General features: G+C 59.4%; 16 protein-coding genes and 1 pseudogene. 11 read left to right on the top strand and 6 right to left on the bottom strand.

The window, feature by feature from the left end; all coding sequences use genetic code 11:
• The 4 genes and pseudogenes from ACESMW_RS15435 to ACESMW_RS15450 all read right to left on the bottom strand — a co-directional run.
• Positions 1-907 (bottom strand): annotated as a pseudogene (locus tag ACESMW_RS15435) (phenol 2-monooxygenase); the annotation flags it as partial.
• Between the two features lie 14 nt (positions 908-921).
• Positions 922-1,191, bottom strand: a complete 270-nt coding sequence (locus ACESMW_RS15440) for an MmoB/DmpM family protein (protein WP_113861812.1) — start codon at positions 1,189-1,191, stop codon at positions 922-924.
• The gene (locus tag ACESMW_RS15445) at positions 1,188-2,189 is read right to left on the bottom strand and encodes an aromatic/alkene monooxygenase hydroxylase subunit beta (protein ID WP_372987903.1); all 1,002 of its coding nucleotides are present in this window, start codon (positions 2,187-2,189) and stop codon (positions 1,188-1,190) included. The genes ACESMW_RS15440 and ACESMW_RS15445 overlap by 4 nt, the downstream gene beginning before the upstream one ends.
• 50 nt (positions 2,190-2,239) lie before the next feature.
• Positions 2,240-2,500: a phenol hydroxylase subunit gene (locus ACESMW_RS15450; protein WP_372987904.1), complete on the bottom strand. Its 261-nt coding sequence runs from the start codon at positions 2,498-2,500 to the stop codon at positions 2,240-2,242.
• A gap of 366 nt (positions 2,501-2,866) precedes the next feature.
• Between ACESMW_RS15450 and ACESMW_RS15455 the strand changes: the two genes are divergently transcribed.
• The 6 genes from ACESMW_RS15455 (at position 2,867) to ACESMW_RS15480 (ending at position 12,266) form a co-directional block, all read left to right on the top strand.
• Positions 2,867-4,573, top strand: coding sequence for a sigma 54-interacting transcriptional regulator (locus tag ACESMW_RS15455; RefSeq protein ID WP_372987905.1), 1,707 nt, complete (start codon positions 2,867-2,869; stop codon positions 4,571-4,573).
• Between the two features lie 248 nt (positions 4,574-4,821).
• Entirely contained in the window at positions 4,822-5,823 is a 1,002-nt protein-coding gene (locus tag ACESMW_RS15460; protein ID WP_372987906.1) for a WD40/YVTN/BNR-like repeat-containing protein, read from the top strand.
• Positions 5,824-5,825: 2 nt separating this feature from the next.
• On the top strand, positions 5,826-8,291 hold the full coding sequence (locus tag ACESMW_RS15465; RefSeq protein WP_372987907.1) for an efflux RND transporter permease subunit: 2,466 nt from the start codon (positions 5,826-5,828) through the stop codon (positions 8,289-8,291).
• A gap of 40 nt (positions 8,292-8,331) precedes the next feature.
• The gene (locus tag ACESMW_RS15470; protein WP_372987908.1) at positions 8,332-10,251 is read left to right on the top strand and encodes a DUF1302 family protein; all 1,920 of its coding nucleotides are present in this window, start codon (positions 8,332-8,334) and stop codon (positions 10,249-10,251) included.
• Positions 10,252-10,265: 14 nt separating this feature from the next.
• The gene (locus ACESMW_RS15475) at positions 10,266-11,594 is read left to right on the top strand and encodes a DUF1329 domain-containing protein (protein WP_372987909.1); all 1,329 of its coding nucleotides are present in this window, start codon (positions 10,266-10,268) and stop codon (positions 11,592-11,594) included.
• A 72-nt stretch (positions 11,595-11,666) separates the two neighbouring features.
• Positions 11,667-12,266, top strand: coding sequence for an antibiotic biosynthesis monooxygenase (locus ACESMW_RS15480; RefSeq protein WP_372987910.1), 600 nt, complete (start codon positions 11,667-11,669; stop codon positions 12,264-12,266).
• Positions 12,267-12,340: 74 nt separating this feature from the next.
• Here the strand turns inward: ACESMW_RS15480 and ACESMW_RS15485 are convergent, their stop codons facing one another.
• Positions 12,341-13,453, bottom strand: a complete 1,113-nt coding sequence (locus ACESMW_RS15485) for an S-(hydroxymethyl)glutathione dehydrogenase/class III alcohol dehydrogenase (protein ID WP_091997877.1) — start codon at positions 13,451-13,453, stop codon at positions 12,341-12,343.
• A 134-nt stretch (positions 13,454-13,587) separates the two neighbouring features.
• On the opposite strand from ACESMW_RS15485, the gene ACESMW_RS15490 reads away from it, so the two are divergent.
• The 5 genes from ACESMW_RS15490 (at position 13,588) to ACESMW_RS15510 (ending at position 18,904) form a co-directional block, all read left to right on the top strand.
• Complete coding sequence (locus ACESMW_RS15490) at positions 13,588-14,913, top strand: DASH family cryptochrome (protein ID WP_372987911.1); 1,326 nt, start codon at positions 13,588-13,590, stop codon at positions 14,911-14,913.
• Positions 14,910-15,401 carry a DUF6231 family protein gene (locus ACESMW_RS15495; protein WP_372987912.1) on the top strand — a complete coding sequence of 164 codons (492 nt, stop codon included), beginning with the start codon at positions 14,910-14,912 and terminating at the stop codon, positions 15,399-15,401. Before ACESMW_RS15490 ends, ACESMW_RS15495 begins: the two co-directional genes overlap by 4 nt.
• The gene (locus ACESMW_RS15500; protein ID WP_372987914.1) at positions 15,395-17,038 is read left to right on the top strand and encodes a phytoene desaturase family protein; all 1,644 of its coding nucleotides are present in this window, start codon (positions 15,395-15,397) and stop codon (positions 17,036-17,038) included. The genes ACESMW_RS15495 and ACESMW_RS15500 overlap by 7 nt, the downstream gene beginning before the upstream one ends.
• Positions 17,039-17,070: 32 nt before the next feature.
• A complete protein-coding gene (locus ACESMW_RS15505; RefSeq protein WP_372987915.1) occupies positions 17,071-17,499 on the top strand; it encodes a YkvA family protein in 429 nt (142 codons plus the stop codon).
• Positions 17,500-17,695: 196 nt separating this feature from the next.
• Positions 17,696-18,904, top strand: coding sequence for an ammonium transporter (locus ACESMW_RS15510; RefSeq protein WP_372987916.1), 1,209 nt, complete (start codon positions 17,696-17,698; stop codon positions 18,902-18,904).
• Between the two features lie 4 nt (positions 18,905-18,908).
• On the opposite strand, the gene ACESMW_RS15515 is transcribed toward ACESMW_RS15510, so the two are convergent.
• A partial coding sequence (locus ACESMW_RS15515; RefSeq protein ID WP_372987917.1) for a lipocalin-like domain-containing protein occupies positions 18,909-19,958 on the bottom strand: 1,050 nt, incomplete at its 5' end.

The following is a 19,958-nucleotide window of genomic DNA, read 5'->3' on the forward strand; positions in this document are numbered from 1 at the left end:
CGTTCTGCTCGTAGTAGACCTCCCAGGCCTCCGCCCAGGACATGACCCGGTTCGGCAGCATGTAGTCCATCATCATTCCCACCAGGCTCAGCAGGCGGAAACCGCGCCAGAACCACTTGTCGATCCAGCGCTGCACGATTGGCACGTTGTCCTCATGCTGCTCCAGGATGAACTTGATCACCTCAAGACCCAGCGTCATGTGTCGGGCCTCGTCAGACTGGGCCGAGAAACCGAAAGTTACGGTGGCCATATCGCCGTTGTAAGCGGCTCCGGACATGAACGGCACGAACAGCAGGTTGGTCAGCACATACTCGAAGGAGAATGAGATGGCGGTCAGGAACTCGAACGGACCGGCAGAGCGGGCGTCGTCAAAGAACGACTTGGGCACGGACAGGAACCACACCCGGTCGTGCATGTGTGCCGCATCGTGCAGGCCGTTGAAGTGCTTGTTGTAGTGGCTCATCGCGTGTTGCTGGGTCTGGGAGTGACGCAGTTCGTCGATGGCCTGCATCTGACACGCCACCCGGGCACCGGCGCCACTGAAGTCCCGACCCACGCGGGCATACCCCTGGAAGGCTGCGTGCTCGAGCGGAGACACACCACTCAGGAACAGCTTCAATGCGTTAACGTAACGGGCATCGGAGATATTCTGGTGGCCGTTGTTCTGGGCAAAGGCATCGAAGATGGCATAGAGCTTCTTCTCTTTCTCCGCCTGGTACTTCCAGTAGGCATCCATGGTCAGGCGAAACGGATCTTCCCACTGGGACCAATCGGTGATCTTGATTCCCTCGAACGACTCGTTCGGGAAGATATCTTCTTTCTTCTGGTAACTGGGCTCCCAGGCCATATCCCGGGTCAGATACTGGTACTTGTCTTTGAGGTTAAGCTTTTTGTTTTTAACAGACATAATGGTTCTCCCAATCAGTTCCACTGAAGAATGAAGTGGTCGTCGTCCTCGTCGACGTTGCCGCCGATACTGATCACATCAATCAGCATCTCCTGAACGTCCCAGTCGCGACCGAGCTTTTCTTCCATGGTTTCCCGGTTGATCACCAGGCGTTTCTCCGCCTGAATCCGGATCATCGCGGGCTGGTGCTGGACCTCCGCTTCCGGGTTGTCCTCGGCAATGGCGTCCACCAGGTAGCGGGCGTTATCGTTGTCCTGAAAGGCGATGAATACGAGCTGGCTCATGCGGATACTCCCTGGCTTTGCAGTCCGAATTTCTTGAGGCGGGTGGCGAGCTGGGCCCGGGTTTCATCCAGGGCTTCAACGCCGGTAGAGGTTTCCGCGAGCGGCTTCAGGGCTTCATAGGCACGCGGTTCCCAATGATCGATCCATGACTGCAACAGCTCCCGGTTTGCTTCGCTTTCACCGGCGACAGCTTTCATCATCGCGTTGGTCCAGCGCACGGACTCCTTGTACCAGTCGCGCATGAACTCGGTGAGCATGGAGACGTCTTCGGCATCCTGTTCGCCAAGCCACTGATCCATCTTTTCGTAAACCAGCGGGTAGAGCAGACCATCCAGCAGAACGTTCTGGACCAGGCTCAACTCGAACCAGTCCCGCATTACCAGGGTGTCCTCAATCAGCTTGCGCATCGGCTGCCAGAGCGCATCGTCCATCCAGTAACCTTTGGACTCATCCAGGCTGGTGCCGGTGCTGCCGTCGGTCATAAGCGCGATCCGTGACAGGTATTGGCCAATGCCCAGACGGTCCATGGCCTGATAAATGTGCATCTGGGCAACCGTCGTGGCGGTGGCGTCACCGGCGATCTTGCTGTTGTTCATATTGGCGCCGAGTTCGACGTGACGAAGCGGGACCAGCAGCCGAAGCAGCTGCTTCTGGGTTGCCTCGGGCAACCGGCCCAGCAGATTGCGCTTTTCGCAGAAGCCAAAACTGGTCTCGGCGGCTTCCTGCATCTTGGCTCGATTGCCCACGTAGGCTCCGTAATAGAACTGACGTGGATCGGTCACCGCATACCAGTCTTCCATGCGGATAGCGGTGCGGTTCGGATCGTTGAGCCCGTGCTCGGAATCCCACAGTGGGCGATAGTGGAAGTTGGTCTTGGCCTCAAGATCAAAGCTCGCTTCCTGGTAACGGGAGGCAGGCTTGTCGCCGAAACGGCGGGCAATGTGGCCGTAGGTCTGGCGGATAGGTTCCACCGAGTTGGTCTTGATTTCGATGCTCATATCAACTTAACCGTCTTGTTGTTGTGAACGTGGAGGTTGATGGGTATTGCCTAGTAACGCTGTCCCCGCTCCCCGAACCGCCACTTGACCATGTCTTCGTCAATCTCGCGGATCATGTCGGAGTCCATGTGGACAACCTTGTTGTGCTTGCAGAAGAGTTCGAAGGCCTCGCGAGGCAACACAAGTTCAACGAACAGCTCCGGATAGCCAATGGCGAAGTCGAATTCAACGAACTTGTCACCGGGCTCGCTGCGGACCCGGATGTATCGGGTCAACTCGTCGAAGGTTTTAATGTCAGTCTGAGAGGTCATCATTTGCCCCTTGTGTTTGTTGTTGGCTGCAAGGGGTGGAGCAACGGCTGTGCCAGATTGGCCTGACGAACAGGAAAGAGTTTTCAGGTCACTGTTTTTAATGATCTTTTAAGAAATTTTCTGGTCAAGTACTTTCCAGGCCCAGTGAAAGGAAGGAAAAAAGAGGCGGGCATTTTTTATCAAATAATCAATTTTCATCACGCGGGTCAGCAAATGCTGAGAAGGTCTGGACTGACCATTTTCTAGACAAAAAATTTAACCATTTGGTTGATTTTTGACTTTCATCAGGTGTTATATAAAAAGCCAATATCCGAAAGCGAGCTCCAAAAGAGCCGTCCCACTACAACTACAACAGGGACATCCCTCATGGCAGTTACCTACAAGCCACAACTGAATTACGTGGATTTTCGCGATCTTACGGAGCAGATCCGGTTTCAGAGCACGGAAGGCAAAATCTGGTTCGGTGAGCAGCGAATGCTGCTGATGCACCTGAATGCCATGGCGGCATTCCGTCGGGAAATGGTCAACAGCATGGGCGTCGAGCGTGCCAAAGGCTTTTTCCTGCGCCTGGGCTACCAATCCGGAATACGGGATGCCGAGCTGGCGCGCAAACTTCGACCTCACTGCGACGAACTGGATATCTTTCTTGCCGGCCCCCAACTCCATTCCCTCAAGGGCATGGTCAAGGTGATTCCCCTGGAAATCGATATTGACCAGGAAACCGGCGAATTCTATGGCAAGCTGGAATGGATCGATTCCTTTGAGGTCGAGATCTGCCAGACCGAGCTTGGTCAGATGGATGAGGCAGTGTGCTGGGCACTGCTTGGCTACGCCTGTGCCTATACTTCCTCATTCATGGGACGGGAGATCATTTTCAGGGAGATCAGTTGTCGCGGCTGCGGGGATGAAAAGTGTGTCATTGAAGGTAAACCAGCGGAACAGTGGGACGATGCCGAAGAATTCGCACGTTATTTCAAGGCCGATCCGATCATCGAAGAGCTGTACGATCTCCAGGCCCAGCTGAGTTCCCTGCGTAGCAGCCTGCATAAACAAAAAGGCCAGTACTACGGCATCGGCCAGTCCGGAGCCTACAACAAGGTCTGCAAGATGATCGACAAGGCTGCCCAGGGCAAGGTTTCGGTGTTGCTTTTGGGTGAAACCGGGGTCGGAAAGGAAGTGATCGCGCGCAGCGTCCACCTGCGAAGCGAGCGGGCCGAAAGTCCGTTTGTTGCCGTTAACTGCGCAGCCATTCCACCGGACCTCATTGAGGCGGAGCTGTTCGGAGTCGAAAAAGGCGCCTACACAGGCGCCAACCAGTCGAGAGAGGGACGGTTCGAGCGCGCCAACGGTGGCACAATCTTTCTTGACGAGGTGATCGAACTGACTCCGAGAGCTCAAGCCACGCTCTTACGGGTTTTACAGGAGGGAGAGCTTGAGCGGGTTGGCGACAACCGGACCCGCAAAGTCAACGTCCGGGTCATTGCCGCCACCAACGAGAGCCTTCAGCAGGCAGTCGAAGAAGGCAGATTCCGGGCAGACCTTTTCTATCGGCTGAACGTTTTCCCGGTAAAGGTCCCCCCACTCCGGGAACGACTGGAGGACCTTCCCGTACTCATCGAGCACTTCCTCGAGAAGTTCCATTCCGAGTATGACAAGCGGACCCTGGGTCTCTCTGACAAGGCTCTCGACCTGTGTATGCGTTACCACTGGCCGGGTAATATCCGGGAACTGGAGAACGTGATCGAGCGCGGCGTCATTCTCACCGACAACAATGAATCCATCAGCCAGGAAGCGCTGTTTGCAGTCTCGCCTCCAACCACCGAAGACTCACCCACCGATTGTGTCGACATGGGCGGCAAGGTGACCAACGGCCACGAGTCCACCGGGGTGGGAAGTTGGTCCGAACAGGTCCTGGGCAACAATATCAGCCTTGAAGAGGTCGAAGAGACCCTTATGCGCGAAGCCATGGAGCGCGCCAACCAGAATGTCTCCAAGGCCGCACGGATACTGGGGCTGACCCGCCCCGCCCTTGCCTACCGGCTGAAAAAGTCCGGCATCCTGGCCGAAACCTGACCTCACAATTTCCGGACACGGACGTCTTCACTTTCGCCTTGATCAAATCGACAACCCCTCTTCCCACTTAATGATTTGATGAAAATCAAGCCTTTCTCCAACCTTGATCAGCCCCTTGATCAAATGCTTAAACCATAAATTTAATTAATATTTTTCAGTGAGTTAAACACACTTTGCCAGTCATGGCACAGCGGTTGCTGAGTCACCGTCAGTCGCTTTATCCACAAAAACAAAGACGGTGACATAACATGCCATACGCTTCGGAGTGCCCTCGCGGCATATTCCCCTTCTCCATTGCCATCGCCGGATTGTCCGCGATGTTGCTGACCGGATGTGAAGCACCGCTGAATCTTGACGCTGTCAGGGCGCAGTCCCAACAGGCCATTCAGCGCACCGACTTCTTTCAATCCGTGGCGCAGAACGATCAGGTCGTTGCCATGGCCGGCAATACCGGCGCCCTGCTGGTAAGCCAGAATGGCGGTCAGGATTGGCAACGGATCCCCGTGCCCACCAGCGAAAGCTTCCTGTCCCTGGATACCTGCCCGGACGGAAGTTTCATTGCACTGACCTTCGACAACCAGCTCTGGCACGGCACGACCGCCGGAACCGAGTGGCAACCCCACGATCTGCCAAGCCAGGAACAGATGATGACGGCCACCTGCGCGCCTGATGGTTCCTGGTGGGCAGGTGGCAGCTTCACCACGCTCCAGAGTTCTGCCGATCAGGGAACGACCTGGAACGAAACCACCCTTAACGAAGATGCCATCCTGACCAACCTTCAGTTCCTGGACGCGGATACCGCTATCGCCACCGGCGAATACGGGCTGGTTCTGAAAACCCGGGACGGCGGTCAGACCTGGGATTACGCCGGCTACCTGCCCGAGGAATTCTATCCCCACTCCGCTTACTTCGCGTCTTCCGAAGAGGGTTGGGTTGGCGGCCTTAACGGGTTCATCTACCACACCACCGATGGCGGCGAGAGCTGGGACCGCCAGCCTACTGACACCACCATGCCGCTGTTCGGTTTTATTGATGCCGAAGGCGCCCTGTTTGCCCTTGGCGACAATGCCACGGTCCTCACACTTCAGGGCGACCAGTGGGCGAGTCTGAAAACTCCAAGTCAGCCTCTTTACCTACGCGATGGCGTTCTCCTCGAGAACCGCCAACTACTGGTCGCCGGTGGCCGGGGGCTGCTTCTTCATCTCGACATTCCCGTGGCCAACGTGGCCAGTAACAACCGAGGAAACTGATCATGGCCGGACTGCATCGCTTCACGCATTTCCTGCACCTGCTGGAACTCTGGATTTTCAGGAATCCGAGGAAAGTGCTGACGCTGATCGCGTTGCTCACACTGTTCTTCGCCCTGCGGATTCCGGGACTGAAAATCTATACGGATTTCGCGGACCTGCTGCCGCAACAGCACCCTTACATCGAACTGCACAACAGCATCAAGGACGACTTTGGCGGCGCCAATGTCCTGGTCGTTGGTGTTGAATTTGCCGAAGGCGACATCTTCTCCAATGAGAACCTGGCCACCATCGACCGGGTGACCCAGGCCGTTGATAACCTGCCCGGGGTCAATCACAACCTGGTGGCCAGCGTCACTCACCGCAACTCCCGGGAAATCTGGCTCACCGAGGTGGGCAGCATTAACTCTGAGCCCTACTACGACTCCACCCAGGGTGAATATTCCGAACAGGCTTTGGCGGAGATGAAAGCGGCCGTGGCCGCCAACCCCCGGGTTTACGGCCCCCTTGTGTCACCCGATATGAAGATGGCTCTGGTCAAGGCCCAGCTGATTGAGGGCAAGCTCGATTACGCCGAGACCTTTGCCCAACTGCAGGAGCTGCGACAGCAGGAGGCCCACGACGGTGTCACTATCTACGCCACGGGCCAGCCGGTGCTGGTGGGCTGGGCCTACACCTACATGGACCAGATCCTGCAGATTTTCATCTTTACCGTACTCGCCATGCTCGCGCTGCTGGTGTTCCACTTCCGCAAGGCTTACGGCGTACTCATTCCTCTTGGCGGTGTCCTGATCTCCACGATCTGGGGGCTTGGGATCATCAGTCTGCTCGGGTACAACCTGGATCCACTCGGGCTGGTGATCCCCTTTTTGATTGCAGCCAGGGCCATGAGCCACGGTGTTCAGCTGGTGGAGCGCTATTACGCCGAGACCCGCGTCCTGGGCGAAGGTCCGAAAGCCGCCAAGGCTACCTTTGACAGCCTGTTCCGCCCGGGCTCGCTGGGTGTGGTTTCCGACGCCATCGGTCTGTCACTGATTGCCATCGGCTCGATCCCACTGAATACCCACCTGGGCATCTACGCCTCCCTGTGGGCAATCACCGTGGTCTTCACCGTACTGATCGGTGTTCCGCTGCTATTGTCCATCCTGCCCACTCCGAAGAACGCCGAGATACGGGAAACCGCGCTGCGTTATATCGGTAGCAGCTGTTCGCGGACCGTGACCCGCCCCGGACGCGCCAAGGTGGTTCTGGTGGCGGCGGCCATCGTCATGGGCGCGGGGGTTCTGGCAGCCTCGAATGTCCAGATCGGGGATTCCGAACCCGGCTCCCCCATTCTCTACCCGGACCACGACTACAACATTTCCTCCCGGGTGGTGAATGACCGCTTCCCCGGCTCCGAAGAGCTTTATGTGATTGCGGAGACCGATGAGAAAGGCGGCCTGAAACGGCCAGAGGTCCTGAAGGCGCTGGCCGACTTCCAGTCTCATATGCTGAGTGATCCCAGTGTCGGCGGCAGCAAGGGCCTGCCGGATCTGGTGAAACAAGTGAATCGCCTGATGCACAACGACGATCCGCGCTGGTACCAGATTCCCCACGACGAACGCTATGTCGGTGGCCTGATGTTCACCTACATGGCGTCCAGCCCCATTCCGGGAGCGCTGGATGAATTCAATGACACCGATGACCGTGTCGCCAACCTGGTGTTCTTTTACAAGGACCGTCAGGGCGAGACCATTCGCCGGGCCATCCACATGGCCAAGCAATGGATTGCCGAGCATGGCAATGACGTCGAGGGCCTGACCATCCGGCTGGCCGGCGGCACTCTCGGGGTGGCGGCCGCGATGAACGAATCGGCGTTCGACACCAACATGATCGTGCTGCCGCTGGTCTTCCTGCTCATCTTTGTCTTCGTGATGCTGTTCTACACCTCCTGGCACGCAGGCCTGATGATGCTGCTGGCGATGCTGTTCGCCACCACCCTGACCTACGCCTACATGGGCCTCTATGGCCTGAGCATCGACATCAACACGGTGCCGGTCATTGCGGTCGGGATCGGGGTGGGGATCGACTATTCGATCTACATGATGGACCGGATCCGCGAGGAAATGGCGAAGTGCGGCGAGCTACGCGAGGCCGTACGCCGGGCCATTGCCACCACCGGCATGGCGATCAGCTTCACCGCACTGACCCTGATGGCCGGGATCATCATGTGGGTGATCTTCTCCGACCTGCGCTTCCAGTCCGACGCGGCGATGCTGCTGTGCGTGATGATCGTGATCAACGGTATCGCCGCCATGCTGCTGGTGCCGTCCTGGGTGCTGGTCTTCAAGCCCCGTTTCATAACCAACGTCTACGCCGACGAGGACGGCATCCTCCATGCCGATCGTCCACGCCCTGAACCGACTCCTTCGCCCGCCAGCAACACGCTGGAAGGTGACGGATACGTAGCCGGAGCGACGTCCCGGGTCTGACCCCGGGCGTGCTCCACCACAACTCAAACGAGGATCTGCCATGCAAACAAAAATAAAAGGCCTGAGCCTCTGGTGTGCCGCCCTCACGGGCGCCACCGGGCTCACCCTGGCTCCGCTGTCACAGGCTGTTGCTGCAGAAGATGCCAGGATCAACGGCTTCTACGAGAACGCGACGTACGCACGGGACGGTGTCGGACTTTCGAAATTCCGCAACACCGTTCAACTGGAAGGGGAAAAGCGTTATGGCGACGTGGGCATTTTCAGCGATGTCTCCGTGAACGCCACGCTTCGCGGTACCTACGACGGTGTCTACGATCTCAACGAAGATGAATACGGCAGTGAGGCCGGCGGCCCCATTCAGCTCCAGGATCTGGCCCAGGGATCCGTACCCCATGGCGGCGGCCTGGTTGTCCCCGGTACCGAGCTGGGCTTTGACATCACCGAGAACCCCAATGACGGAATGGTGGTTCTCGGTGAGCACCTGCACGACCAGGATAACGGCGTCGCCTTCGGTGTTCCGGTCCGGCCCTGCGACGTCGACAGCCGCGGCTGTATCGACGATTACCTGGACAAGGACGAGGACGAACTCCGGTTTCAGGAATTCAACGACCATCTGGATTTCATCCGTGAGCTCTATGTCGATTTCGATCTGAACTTCGACAGCGGCAACGTCCTCAGTACCCGCCTGGGTAAACAGCAGGTGATCTGGGGCCGAACGGATCTGTTCCGGGTGTTGGACGTCATCAACCCCGTGGATTATTCCCGCAACAACATCTACGACGAGCTGGAAGACATCCGGATTCCCATGTGGATCCTGAAAACGGACTACCGCATGGGCCCGACGGAAGTTGTCGACGGCCTAGCGTTTGACGATCTCAACTTCCAGGTGGTGTGGAATTTCGACGAGTTCCGTCCCCACGACATCGGCCAGTGTGGCCAGCCCAATGTCATTCTTGATGCCGGCTGTTTCTTCCGCGGCATGAACAACCTCTGGGAGAACGGCGGCACGGTGGCCAACTTTGCCGGCGCAACACCGGACGGCGGTCTCGCAACCGACTTTGGCCCGGGCCAGATCGGTATCCGCCGGGCCAACCTGCCCAGCTGGAAACTGTCCAACACCCAGCTCGGTCTGAAACTGGAAGGTGTCTACGGCGACCTGGGTTTCTCCCTGAACGCCCTGACCTACCGGTCCCAGCTGCCGTCACTGCGTGGCGGAATTCCGGCCGAAAACGCCTTCACCAGTGAAACAGCCGTATGGCCCTCACTGATCGCGTTCGACATCCACTTCCCCCGGGTCAACCTGGTGGGCGGCTCCCTGGATTACTACTCCCAGGGCATCGACACGGTATTCCGGTTCGAGACCGCCTACACCTCGGGTGAGGAATTCGCCAATACCCTGCGGGAAAGGCTCTATTCCGAGTCCGACGTGCTTCGCTACGTCGTCGGTGCGGACAAGAACATCTTCATCCCGTTCCTGAACGAGAACCAGTCGTTCCTGTTCTCCGGCCAGATCTTCGGTCAGCACATTCTTGATCACGAGCGTGAGCAGAGAACCTATGGTGAAGCGGGTATTCCCGACTGGGAGCACAACTGGATTGGCACCCTGCTGATCCAGGGCTTCTACATGAACAACCGGCTGACCCCGAAACTGATCACTGCCCACGATTTCCGTGCCCAGGCCACCACGCTGGCCCCCAGCGTCGACTGGATTGTCACCGACAACCTCAAGCTGACCGCCGGCGCCAACATCAAGGTGGGTGACGGTGCCCGGAAATTTGACGACTGCCGTTCCTGCAACCCCTGGGATCCGTTCACCCAAACCCCCGGCGTCGTGAATCACCAGCCGGGTGAATCCGCAGGCCTGTCCGGCTATGAACCCCTCGGCCGCTTCCAGTCCGGTCCGATCGGCATGGCCCAGGAAGAAGACGAAGTCCAGCTGACCGTTCGCTACAGCTTCTGATCACGAGGTAAATCATGAAACACAACAAGATGCACACCCTGACGCGCACACTGATCGCCGGATGCACCGCCGGCCTCATGGCCACCTCGGCACTGGCCGACGAGGCAGTAATCACCGAATCCTTCTACCCGTACAAGACCGAAACCCCGCAGTTCGAGGGCCTTCAGCCGGGCATGGTGATCAACCAGGACAACGTGGCCCAGTTCAAGGAGGTTATCGATCCCGCTTTCTATCGCTTTATCGAGCAGGGCTGGACCACCATTACGGTGGGCGAGACCACATCGTTCGACTTGCACCCCAACTATGTGGAAGCCACCCGCGTTTCCCTGGGCGAGGTGTCACTCGGTGACAAGGTGGGTGAAATCAACGGCTGGCAGGCCGGGCGCCCATTCCCGGAAGAGCCCAGTGCCGATGATCCCCGCGCGGGCGAGAAACTGGCCTGGAACTACAAGTATGGCTACAACTGGGGTGACAGTGCCGCCATCTACCCGTTCTACTGGAAGTACCGGGACATGGACTCCGGCGATGTCGAGCGGACCATCAAGTTCAACTTTCACTTCCTGAACTACAAGGGCCGGGTGAATCAGGAACCGACTCCGGAAATCACCCCGAATCCGTCCGACCTGTTCCGCGCCATCTATGTCCAGGTACTGGATCCGGCGGATGTACGGGACACCCAGCTGCTGATTCATCGCGCCGCGGACGATCTCAAGCGTGACAACTCCTGGCTGTATCTGGGCTTCCAGCGCCGGGTCCGTCGTCTGGCCACCGGTCAGGTCACCGATGCCTTCCTCGGTTCCGACCTGATGATCGAGGACTTCGAGGGCTACAACGGCCGCATCTCGGACATGAACTGGACCTACAAGGGCACCCGCTACATGCTGATGCCGTTCTACAACCACAACGAGCTGACCCTCGATAGTGAAACGCATCAGGATGATGACGGATACCAGGTCGTGGCCTTCAGTGGCAAGGGCGGCTGCTTCCCGAACATCACCTGGCAGCTGCGCAAGGTGCATGAAGTGGAATCCGTGCCCGTCGATGAAAGCCACCCGCTGTCCAAGCGCGTGCACTTCATGGACGCACAGACCTTCACTATCCCGCGCACAGTCTCCTACGACCGCAAAGGCAGCCTGTGGAAGACCTTCACCATCGGTCAGGCCCACCCGGACTATCATCTGCCCAAGAACAAGGGCAGCGGTGTGTCCATTGACGACAGCTTCAGCATGATCGACGTCCAGGCCAGCCACTGCACCACCGGCCAGTTCAAAGGCCAGGTTGATCCGGAGCTGACGCCGACCAACATGTTCAACGTGCAATACCTGCGCGCCACCGGCAGCTGATCTGCCATTCATTGTTGCTCCTCTATTGGGCCCGCATTTGCGGGCCCCTTTTTTGGATCACGAGGAAAGAACATGTCAGTACGCGAAAACACAACAAACGCAATCGACCAGAGCCGGGACCCGCTTACGGTCGTTGTCTCACGAAGGGTTCGGAAAGGAGACGAGCGCGCATTCGAGACGCTCAGCAGCCAGATGACCGAACGGGCCGCGAACTTCCCGGGCTACCTGGGGGCCACCATGTTCCGGCCATCCTCCCCGGACGATCCCGAGTACCGCATTGTCTTCAAGTTCCGCGACCGGGAGACGCTGACCGCCTGGGAAGAATCGGAGGAACGTGCCGAACTGCTGGAACAGATTGAAAGCTTGCTGGTACAGCCCAGCGAACGGGAAGTCACCTCCGGGATCGTGACCTGGTTCACCCTGCCCGGACAGAATCCGGTGAAACCGCCACCCAAATGGAAGATGACCATTGTCAGCTGGCTGGCGCTTTATCCAGCTGTGACTCTGGTGTTTGTATTGTTCGGCGACATTCTGGCGCAAATACCGCTGCTGGCGAGGACGTTCCTGGTCACAGCCCTGGTCATGATTCTGATGAGTTACATATTAATGCCCAGAATGACCCGCTGGTTTTCATTCTGGCTGTTCCCAAAGACGAAAAGAAATTCCCGTTAATAACGAGCATCTCAGATTAGAAAGATGGTGAGATGAGACGAGTCGGCTTCAGCCAACCCGTCTTGTAGGCGTCTTCAGAAATGAATCACCGACCGAATGCTCTTACCCTCATGCATCAGGTCAAACGCCTTGTTGATGTCTTCCAGCTTCATCTCGTGAGTAATAAACACATCCAGCGGAATCTCACCCTTCTCGGCCTTCTCCACGTAGCCCGGCAGCTCGGTACGGCCCTTCACGCCACCGAAGGCGGAACCGCGCCAGACCCGGCCGGTGACCAGCTGGAACGGACGGGTGCTGATTTCCTCGCCGGCACCGGCCACGCCGATGATGGTGGATTCGCCCCAGCCCTTGTGGCAGGCCTCGAGCGCGGCGCGCATCAGCTTGACGTTGCCCACACACTCGAAGGTGTAGTCGGCACCGCCGTCGGTCATCTCGATGATCACTTCCTGGATCGGCTTGTCGTAGTCGTTGGGGTTGACCACATCAGTGGCGCCCAGCTGTTTGGCAATGTCGAACTTGCCCGGATTGATGTCGACACCGATGATGCGGCCGGCCTTGGCCATCTTGGCGCCGATGATCGCCGCCAGGCCGATGCCACCGAGGCCGAAGATGGCCACAGTCGCACCTTCCTCCACTTTGGCGGTATTCAGCACGGCACCGATGCCGGTCGTGACGCCGCAACCGAGCAGGCAGACCTTGTCCAGCGGGGCTTCCTTGGGGATCTTGGCCAGGGAGATTTCCGGCAGCACGGTGTACTCGGAGAAGGTGGAGCAGCCCATGTAGTGGTACAGCGGCTGGCCCTTGTAGGAGAAGCGGGAGGTGCCGTCCGGCATCACGCCCTTGCCCTGGGTCTCGCGCACGGCGCCACACAGGTTGGTCTTGCCGGAGGTGCAGAATTTGCACTTGCCGCACTCGGCGGTGTAGAGCGGGATCACGTGATCACCGACCTGAAGGTCTTTTACGCCGGGGCCAACCGCCTCGACAATACCGCCGCCCTCGTGACCCAGGATAGTCGGGAACAGGCCCTCGGGATCGGCTCCGGACAGGGTGTAGGCGTCGGTGTGGCAAACGCCGGTGGCAACGATGCGTACCAGAACCTCGCCCTCTTTTGGCGGTTCCACATCCACTTCGACAATTTCAAGCGGCTTGTTGGCCTCAAAGGCCACCGCAGCGCGGGATTTGATCATATCAGGGCTCCTTGTTCCGGTTGAGATCAACTTACTTTAGCACCATTCCGGTCCCGGCCAATCCTGTTTGACGTCATGGCCGTAATTACGGGACATTCCACCGTAGAGTGCACCGTAGAAGGGGGACACATACGTTGCAAACACTTTACTGGTTTACGCGGGACCTGCGCCTGCACGACAACGCCGCCCTGCTGGCCGCTTCCCGCTCGGATATGCTGCTGTGTGTCTACGTGGTGGATCCGCGCTGGTTTGCCACCGGCGGCCTTCAGAGCAAGGCCATGGGCAGTCACCGCTGGCGTTTCCTGTGGCAGAGCCTGATGACCCTGGAGCGAAGCCTTCGGCCCATGGGCCAGCGCCTGCACATTGCCTTCGGCCGGCCAGAACAGGTCATCCCCGAGCTGGTCCATGCCCATGGCATTGGCCGGGTGGTGCGCTCGCGCCTGCCGGGCACCGAGGAAGCGATGCACTGGCAGGCCCTGAAGGAAGCGCTGCCGGGTATCGTATTCCAGCAATTCGAGACTCTCTCCCTGTTCACCGAGGGAGCGTTGCCGATGCCCCTGGCAGAGCTGCCTGATACCTTCTCCCAGTTCCGCAAACAGGTGGAAAAAACCGGGCACCGGTACAGCGAGCAGATGCGCATCCGCACCCTGACTGCGTTACCGCCAGCCCCCGGTTTTCCCGAGGACAACCGGGGTGAATGCCCGCCCATTCCGGAACCGGTGCACCCGCTGCAGTTCACCGGAGGCGAGGACGCCGGCCTGAACCGGCTCCGGGAGTTCCTGTTCATCAACCACGGCATCGCCCGTTACAAAGAGACCCGCAATGCCCTGGATAGCTGGAACGCCTCCTCCAAGCTCTCGCCCTGGCTCGCCAACGGCTGCCTGTCGGTACGGGAAGTGGCCGAGAGCATTGCCGAATACGAGCGTCGCGAAACCAGCAACGAGTCCACCTACTGGCTCTGGTTCGAGCTGCTATGGCGGGAATATTTCTTCTGGTACGCCCTGAAGCATGGTGCCAACCTGTTTCGCCGGGATGGCGTGCAACGCAAGCGGCGGCCTGCAACCTTCTATGGCCACCGCTTCAAGGCCTGGTGCGAGGGCAACACCGAGTACCCGATTGTCAACGCCGCCATGAACCAGTTGCGGGAAACCGGCTATATCAGCAACCGGGCCCGGCAACTGGTGGCCAGCTGCTTCGTGAATGAGCTTGGACTGGACTGGCGTTACGGAGCAGCGTGGTTTCAGGAACAACTTATCGACTATGATGTAGGCAGTAACTACGGCAACTGGCAGTATCTGGCTGGTGTCGGCGCCGATCCCCGGGGGTTGCGTCAGTTCAACCTGGAAAAACAGGCGAACCAGTACGACCCCTGCGGCACCTTCATCGATCGCTGGGGCGGCCATGCCGAACAACCCGTGGGACTCCATACCGTTGACGCAGCTGACTGGCCCCTGTCATGACGAACCCTGAACCGAATGCCGCCGCGATCCTCGCCCGTATCCTGGATACCGCACAGCCCGGCAGCCTGCTCTGCTGTGGCACGACCGCCCTGCAGGTGGCCAGGCTCTGGTGCGACCAGAAGCCGGATACCCATTTGCAACTCCTGGACACGACAGATCCCAACGCGGAACTGCCGCCGAATACGGTCAAGGATCTCGCCCTGGTAACCGATACCCTCGAGCACCTGCCGTTCGATGAAGGGGCGCTTCTGCTCGGTCAGTTGCGCAACTATGGCACCCACCAGATTGCCGTGCTGGTAGGAGAGACTCCCGGCTGGGCCTTTACCGACTTTATCGGCCTCGGCTTCCGGCGCCACGCCGAGATCGAAACAGATCAGGGCCGGCGCACGCTGTACACCTACAACCTGGACACCTACAACCACAAACGGGCCTGGAACAATCCCGACAACTGGGCCAATCCCGAAATGTGGGGGAAAGCGTGGTGGTAACCAGCCAGTCATCAGAAAAACTCAAACCCAGCACCATCCGCATCGGCCGGCGCTACCGGGCCAATCGGCTCGAAGGCCCCTACGATGCCATCGTGATCGGCTCCGGCATCGGCGGGCTCACCACGGCCGCCTGCCTGTCCAAGGGCGGCCAGAAAGTCCTGGTACTGGAACAGCACTATACCGCCGGCGGTTACACCCACAGTTACGCCCGCAACGGCTATGAATGGGACGTCGGGGTGCACTACATCGGTGACATGGGCTCGCCCCACACCCTTGGGCGCCGCCTGTTCGATTACATCACCGATGGCAAGCTGCAGTGGGCCCCCATGGACGAGGTCTACGACCGTTTTTATCTGGGCGACAAGGTGATCAACCTCCGGGCCGGCAAGGAAGGGCTGCGCCAGTCCCTGCTGGAAGCCTTCCCGGACGAACGCGCAGCGATTGACGGCTACATTCGGCTGCTAGGCAAGGTCGCCGACGGTATGCAGTGGTACACCCTGTCCAAGCTGACCCCCGGGATTCTGGACCCGCTGATCCATAAGGGACTCGATGTCGCCCTGCCGGACTGTTTCAACCGGACTACCCGCGAAGTCCTCGCCGAACTCACGGACAATGAGGAACTGATCGGTGCCATCACCGGCCAGTGGGGCGACTGCGGCGTTACACCGAGCCACTCCAGCTTCATGGTCCATGCCCTGATTGCCAAGCATTATCTCTATGGCGGTTTCTACCCGGTTGGCGGTGCCTCCGAGATTGCCAAAACCATCATTCCGGTGATCCAGGCCTCCGGCGGCGAGGTCTTCACCTACGCCGATGTCACCGACATCCTGCTGGAGAAGGGCCGCGCGGTCGGGGTGCGCATGGCCGATGGCAAGGAGATCCGGGCACCCCGGGTCATCAGCAACGCGGGCATCATCAATACCTTCGAGAAACTGCTGCCGGAAGAAGGCCGCGAGATCGCCGGCTACCGGCGCAAGCGTGAGCACATCACGCCGTCCATGCCTCACATCGGTCTCTACATCGGCCTGCAAGGCACGCCGGAGGAGCTGGGACTGCCCCGGACCAACTACTGGATCTATCCGAGTGCCGACCACGACGACAACGTGGAGCGCTTCCTGAAGGACCCGGACCACAGCGAGTACCCCGTGGTCTATGTCTCCTTCCCTGCCGCCAAGGACCCCGATTACCAGAACCGCTGGCCGGGCACTTCCACCATCGAGATCGTCGCCCCCACCACCTGGGACATGTTCGAGCCCTGGCAGGACACCATCTGGGGCAAGCGTGGCGATGACTACGAGGCCCTGAAAGCAAGAATCACCGACCAGCTGCTGGAAATCATGTACCAGAAACTGCCACAGCTGCGCGGCAAGGTGGACTATGTGGAGACCTCCACACCGCTGTCCACGGCCTGGTTCTCCCGCTATGGCCGGGGTGAGCTCTACGGCCTGGACCACAACCCTGAACGGTTCGAACAGGACTGGCTCAGGCCGAAAACGCCGATCCCGGGGCTGTACCTGACCGGTCAGGACATTCTCACCTGCGGTGTGGTGGGCGCGATGATCGGCGGACTCATCACCACCCTGGCCATCCGGGGCTGGCGCGGGGCATCCTTGGCCAAACGAATATTTGTGGGATAATTTCCGGACGTTCACCCGTTCAAGGAACAGGTATGGCATTGTTCAGCGAAAAGAAGGCTCGCCAACAGCTGGATGCCGAGGCATCGCAGGTCCACCGACAGGATCTGGAAACCCTGCTGGACCGGCAACGGGCCATCGAGGACAAGGTCAAGGGCAGTGGCAAGCTCCAGCGCTTTGGTACGGACATCAAACTGATGTTCTCGATGATCCGGGATTACTGGTACGGCAACTATCGGTCGGTGCCCTGGAAAACCATCGCAGCGGTCGCCGGTGCCCTGCTCTACGTACTCAACCCGCTGGACTTCATTCCGGACATGATTCTCGCGGTCGGCTTTCTGGACGATGCCGGCGTGGTCGCCCTGTGCCTGAAGCTGGTGGAGTCAGATCTGCACCGCTACGCCGCCTGGAAGGACCAGCAGGACGAATCGCGAGACCAGGCATCCACAGATGTCACCAGATAGGTGCACTCTCCCGGAATACGCACCTGTTTAGTGCGAAAAGGCACCCATTTCTCTGAAATTGCTTTCCCCGATCCAGCTCAAACCCCATCCCGCTCTTGATTTGCATTGTTTTGGAACACCTCTTGCTTGAGGTGCCCTCTGTCAATGCATCAGCGGTCCGCAGAGACCGCCAACACAACATCAGGAGCATCAACCCGTGGACATCACGAGTGCAGTACATACCCTGACGGAGAGCGCCAACACGCTGTTCATCCTCATCGGTGCCATCATGGTGCTGGCCATGCACGCCGGCTTCGCCTTCCTGGAAGTCGGTACCGTGCGCCACAAGAACCAGGTCAATGCCCTGGTCAAGATCATGACCGATTTCGGCGTCTCCGCCGTGCTCTACTTCTTTGTCGGTTACTACATCGCGTACGGCAGCCACTTCATGACCGGCGCCAGCGAGCTGACCGCCGGCAATGGCTATGAGCTGGTCAAGTTCTTCTTTCTGATGACCTTTGCTGCGGCCATTCCCGCCATCATCTCCGGCGGTATCGCCGAGCGCGCCAAGTTCTATCCGATGCTGATCGGCTCCGGCCTGATCGTGGCCCTGGTCTACCCCTTCTTCGAGGGGCTGATCTGGAACGGCAACTACGGCTTCCAGGCCTGGCTGGAGAGTCAGTTTGGTGCATCCTTCCATGACTTCGCCGGCTCCGTGGTGGTGCATGCGGTAGGCGGCTGGGTGGCCCTCGCCGCCATCCTGCTGCTGGGTGCCCGAAAAGGGCGCTATCGCAACGGTCGGGTCGTCGCCATTGCGCCGTCCAACATCCCGTTCCTGGCGCTGGGTGCCTGGATCCTGACCGTGGGCTGGTTCGGCTTCAACGTCATGTCCGCCCAGACGCTCGACGGCATCAGCGGCCTGGTGGCGGTCAACAGCCTGATGGCCATGGTCGGCGGCATCCTGGTGGCCATGGTGCTGGGCAAGAAGGACCCGGGCTTTATCCACAACGGCCCGCTGGCCGGCCTGGTGGCCGTCTGTGCTGGCTCCGACCTGATGCATCCGGTTGGCGCCCTGATTACCGGCGGTGTCGCCGGAGCCATCTTTGTGTACCTGTTCGAGTGGGCCCAGGATCGGATCGAACGTCTGGATGATGTTCTGGGTGTCTGGCCGCTGCACGGAGTCTGTGGTGTCTGGGGTGCCATTGCCTGCGGCATCTTCGGGCAGCAAGCCCTGGGCGGTCTGGGCGGCGTCAGCCTGATGTCCCAGCTCGTCGGCACCCTGACGGGCGTGATCGTCGCCTTCGGCGGTGGCCTGATCGTCTACGGCATCGTGAAATCCGTGTCCGGCCTGCGCCTGAGCGAGGAAGAAGAATTCAATGGCGCGGACGTGAGCATCCACAAGATCGGCGCCACCTCGCTGGACTGACCGATCACCGGTATCCGGTGAGCTCCATGTAACCCTCTCCGGCATGACTGCCGGAGACATCGACGGGGCTCTCCCAGTAGGGGTAGAGCCCCTGATTCATGTAGTCCCCCGGAGGCGCGGACAGCTCCAGATTCACGCCTTGCTCCGGCACTTCAATCCGCCAGCGTACCGGAACGCCCTCACGTTGTTCGATCACCGACAGGGCCAGTTGCCCGGAATCCAGAGGCTGTACCTGGCCGGCCGCCGGAATCCAGGTACCCGAGACAAATGGATCACCTTCCTCCCGCAACCGGAAGGCCATGAGCTTGTCCCCCGAGTCCAGGTGCAGGGCAAACCAGTCCCAGCCCTGCTGGCCGGTCTTGAGAAACTGGCTGCTCCACTCCCGGTCGAACCAGCCCCGGCCCGCCACCTCCAGGGCCTGATCCTCGAAGGTGACGGTGCCGCTGATGGCGATATCCACGTAGCTGAAATACATCGAGCCCTGACCGCTGTCGGATTTGGCGCTGAACCCGTTGATGCCGTGGGCCACGGGCTGATCGTTAATGGTCAGGGTCAGGTCATAACCGAAGCTTTCATCCTGCACCTGAAGCCGCCATTGATCCTCCGAAACAGATTCCAGCTGCCAGTGATCCAGCCACACGGAAAAGGGCCGGGCCTTGGCCCCTGCGTTACCCACATCGCCCCGGGCCAGGCGCTCGGCAAAGACGTGCTTCCCCTGCCAGCTTACGGCAGCGTGGGCCATCCAGGCCGCCTCCAGGGGCCAGGCTTCAGGCGCAGGCGCCGACCCTGGCTCCCGCGGTATCAGTGCCTGTCGGAATTGGGTCCATTGCAGCCCCAGCGGTTCGCCGGATACGGTTTTCAGGTTTGCCGTCAGGTACCACCACTCGATGCGATGGCGTGGATGGGGGCCCAGATCCTCCGGGAACGCCAGACCGGTGTCCGGTCCCGGCTGCAAGTAAGACAGATGTTCGCTCTCACCCACACCTTCAGCCAGCCCAGCAAAACCGGCCTGCTCAGGCTTCTCCGAGCAACCGGCCAGCGCCACCAGCAGCAG

It is taken from the genome of Marinobacter sp. (assembly GCF_041690455.1).
Lineage (GTDB): Bacteria > Pseudomonadota > Gammaproteobacteria > Pseudomonadales > Oleiphilaceae > Marinobacter.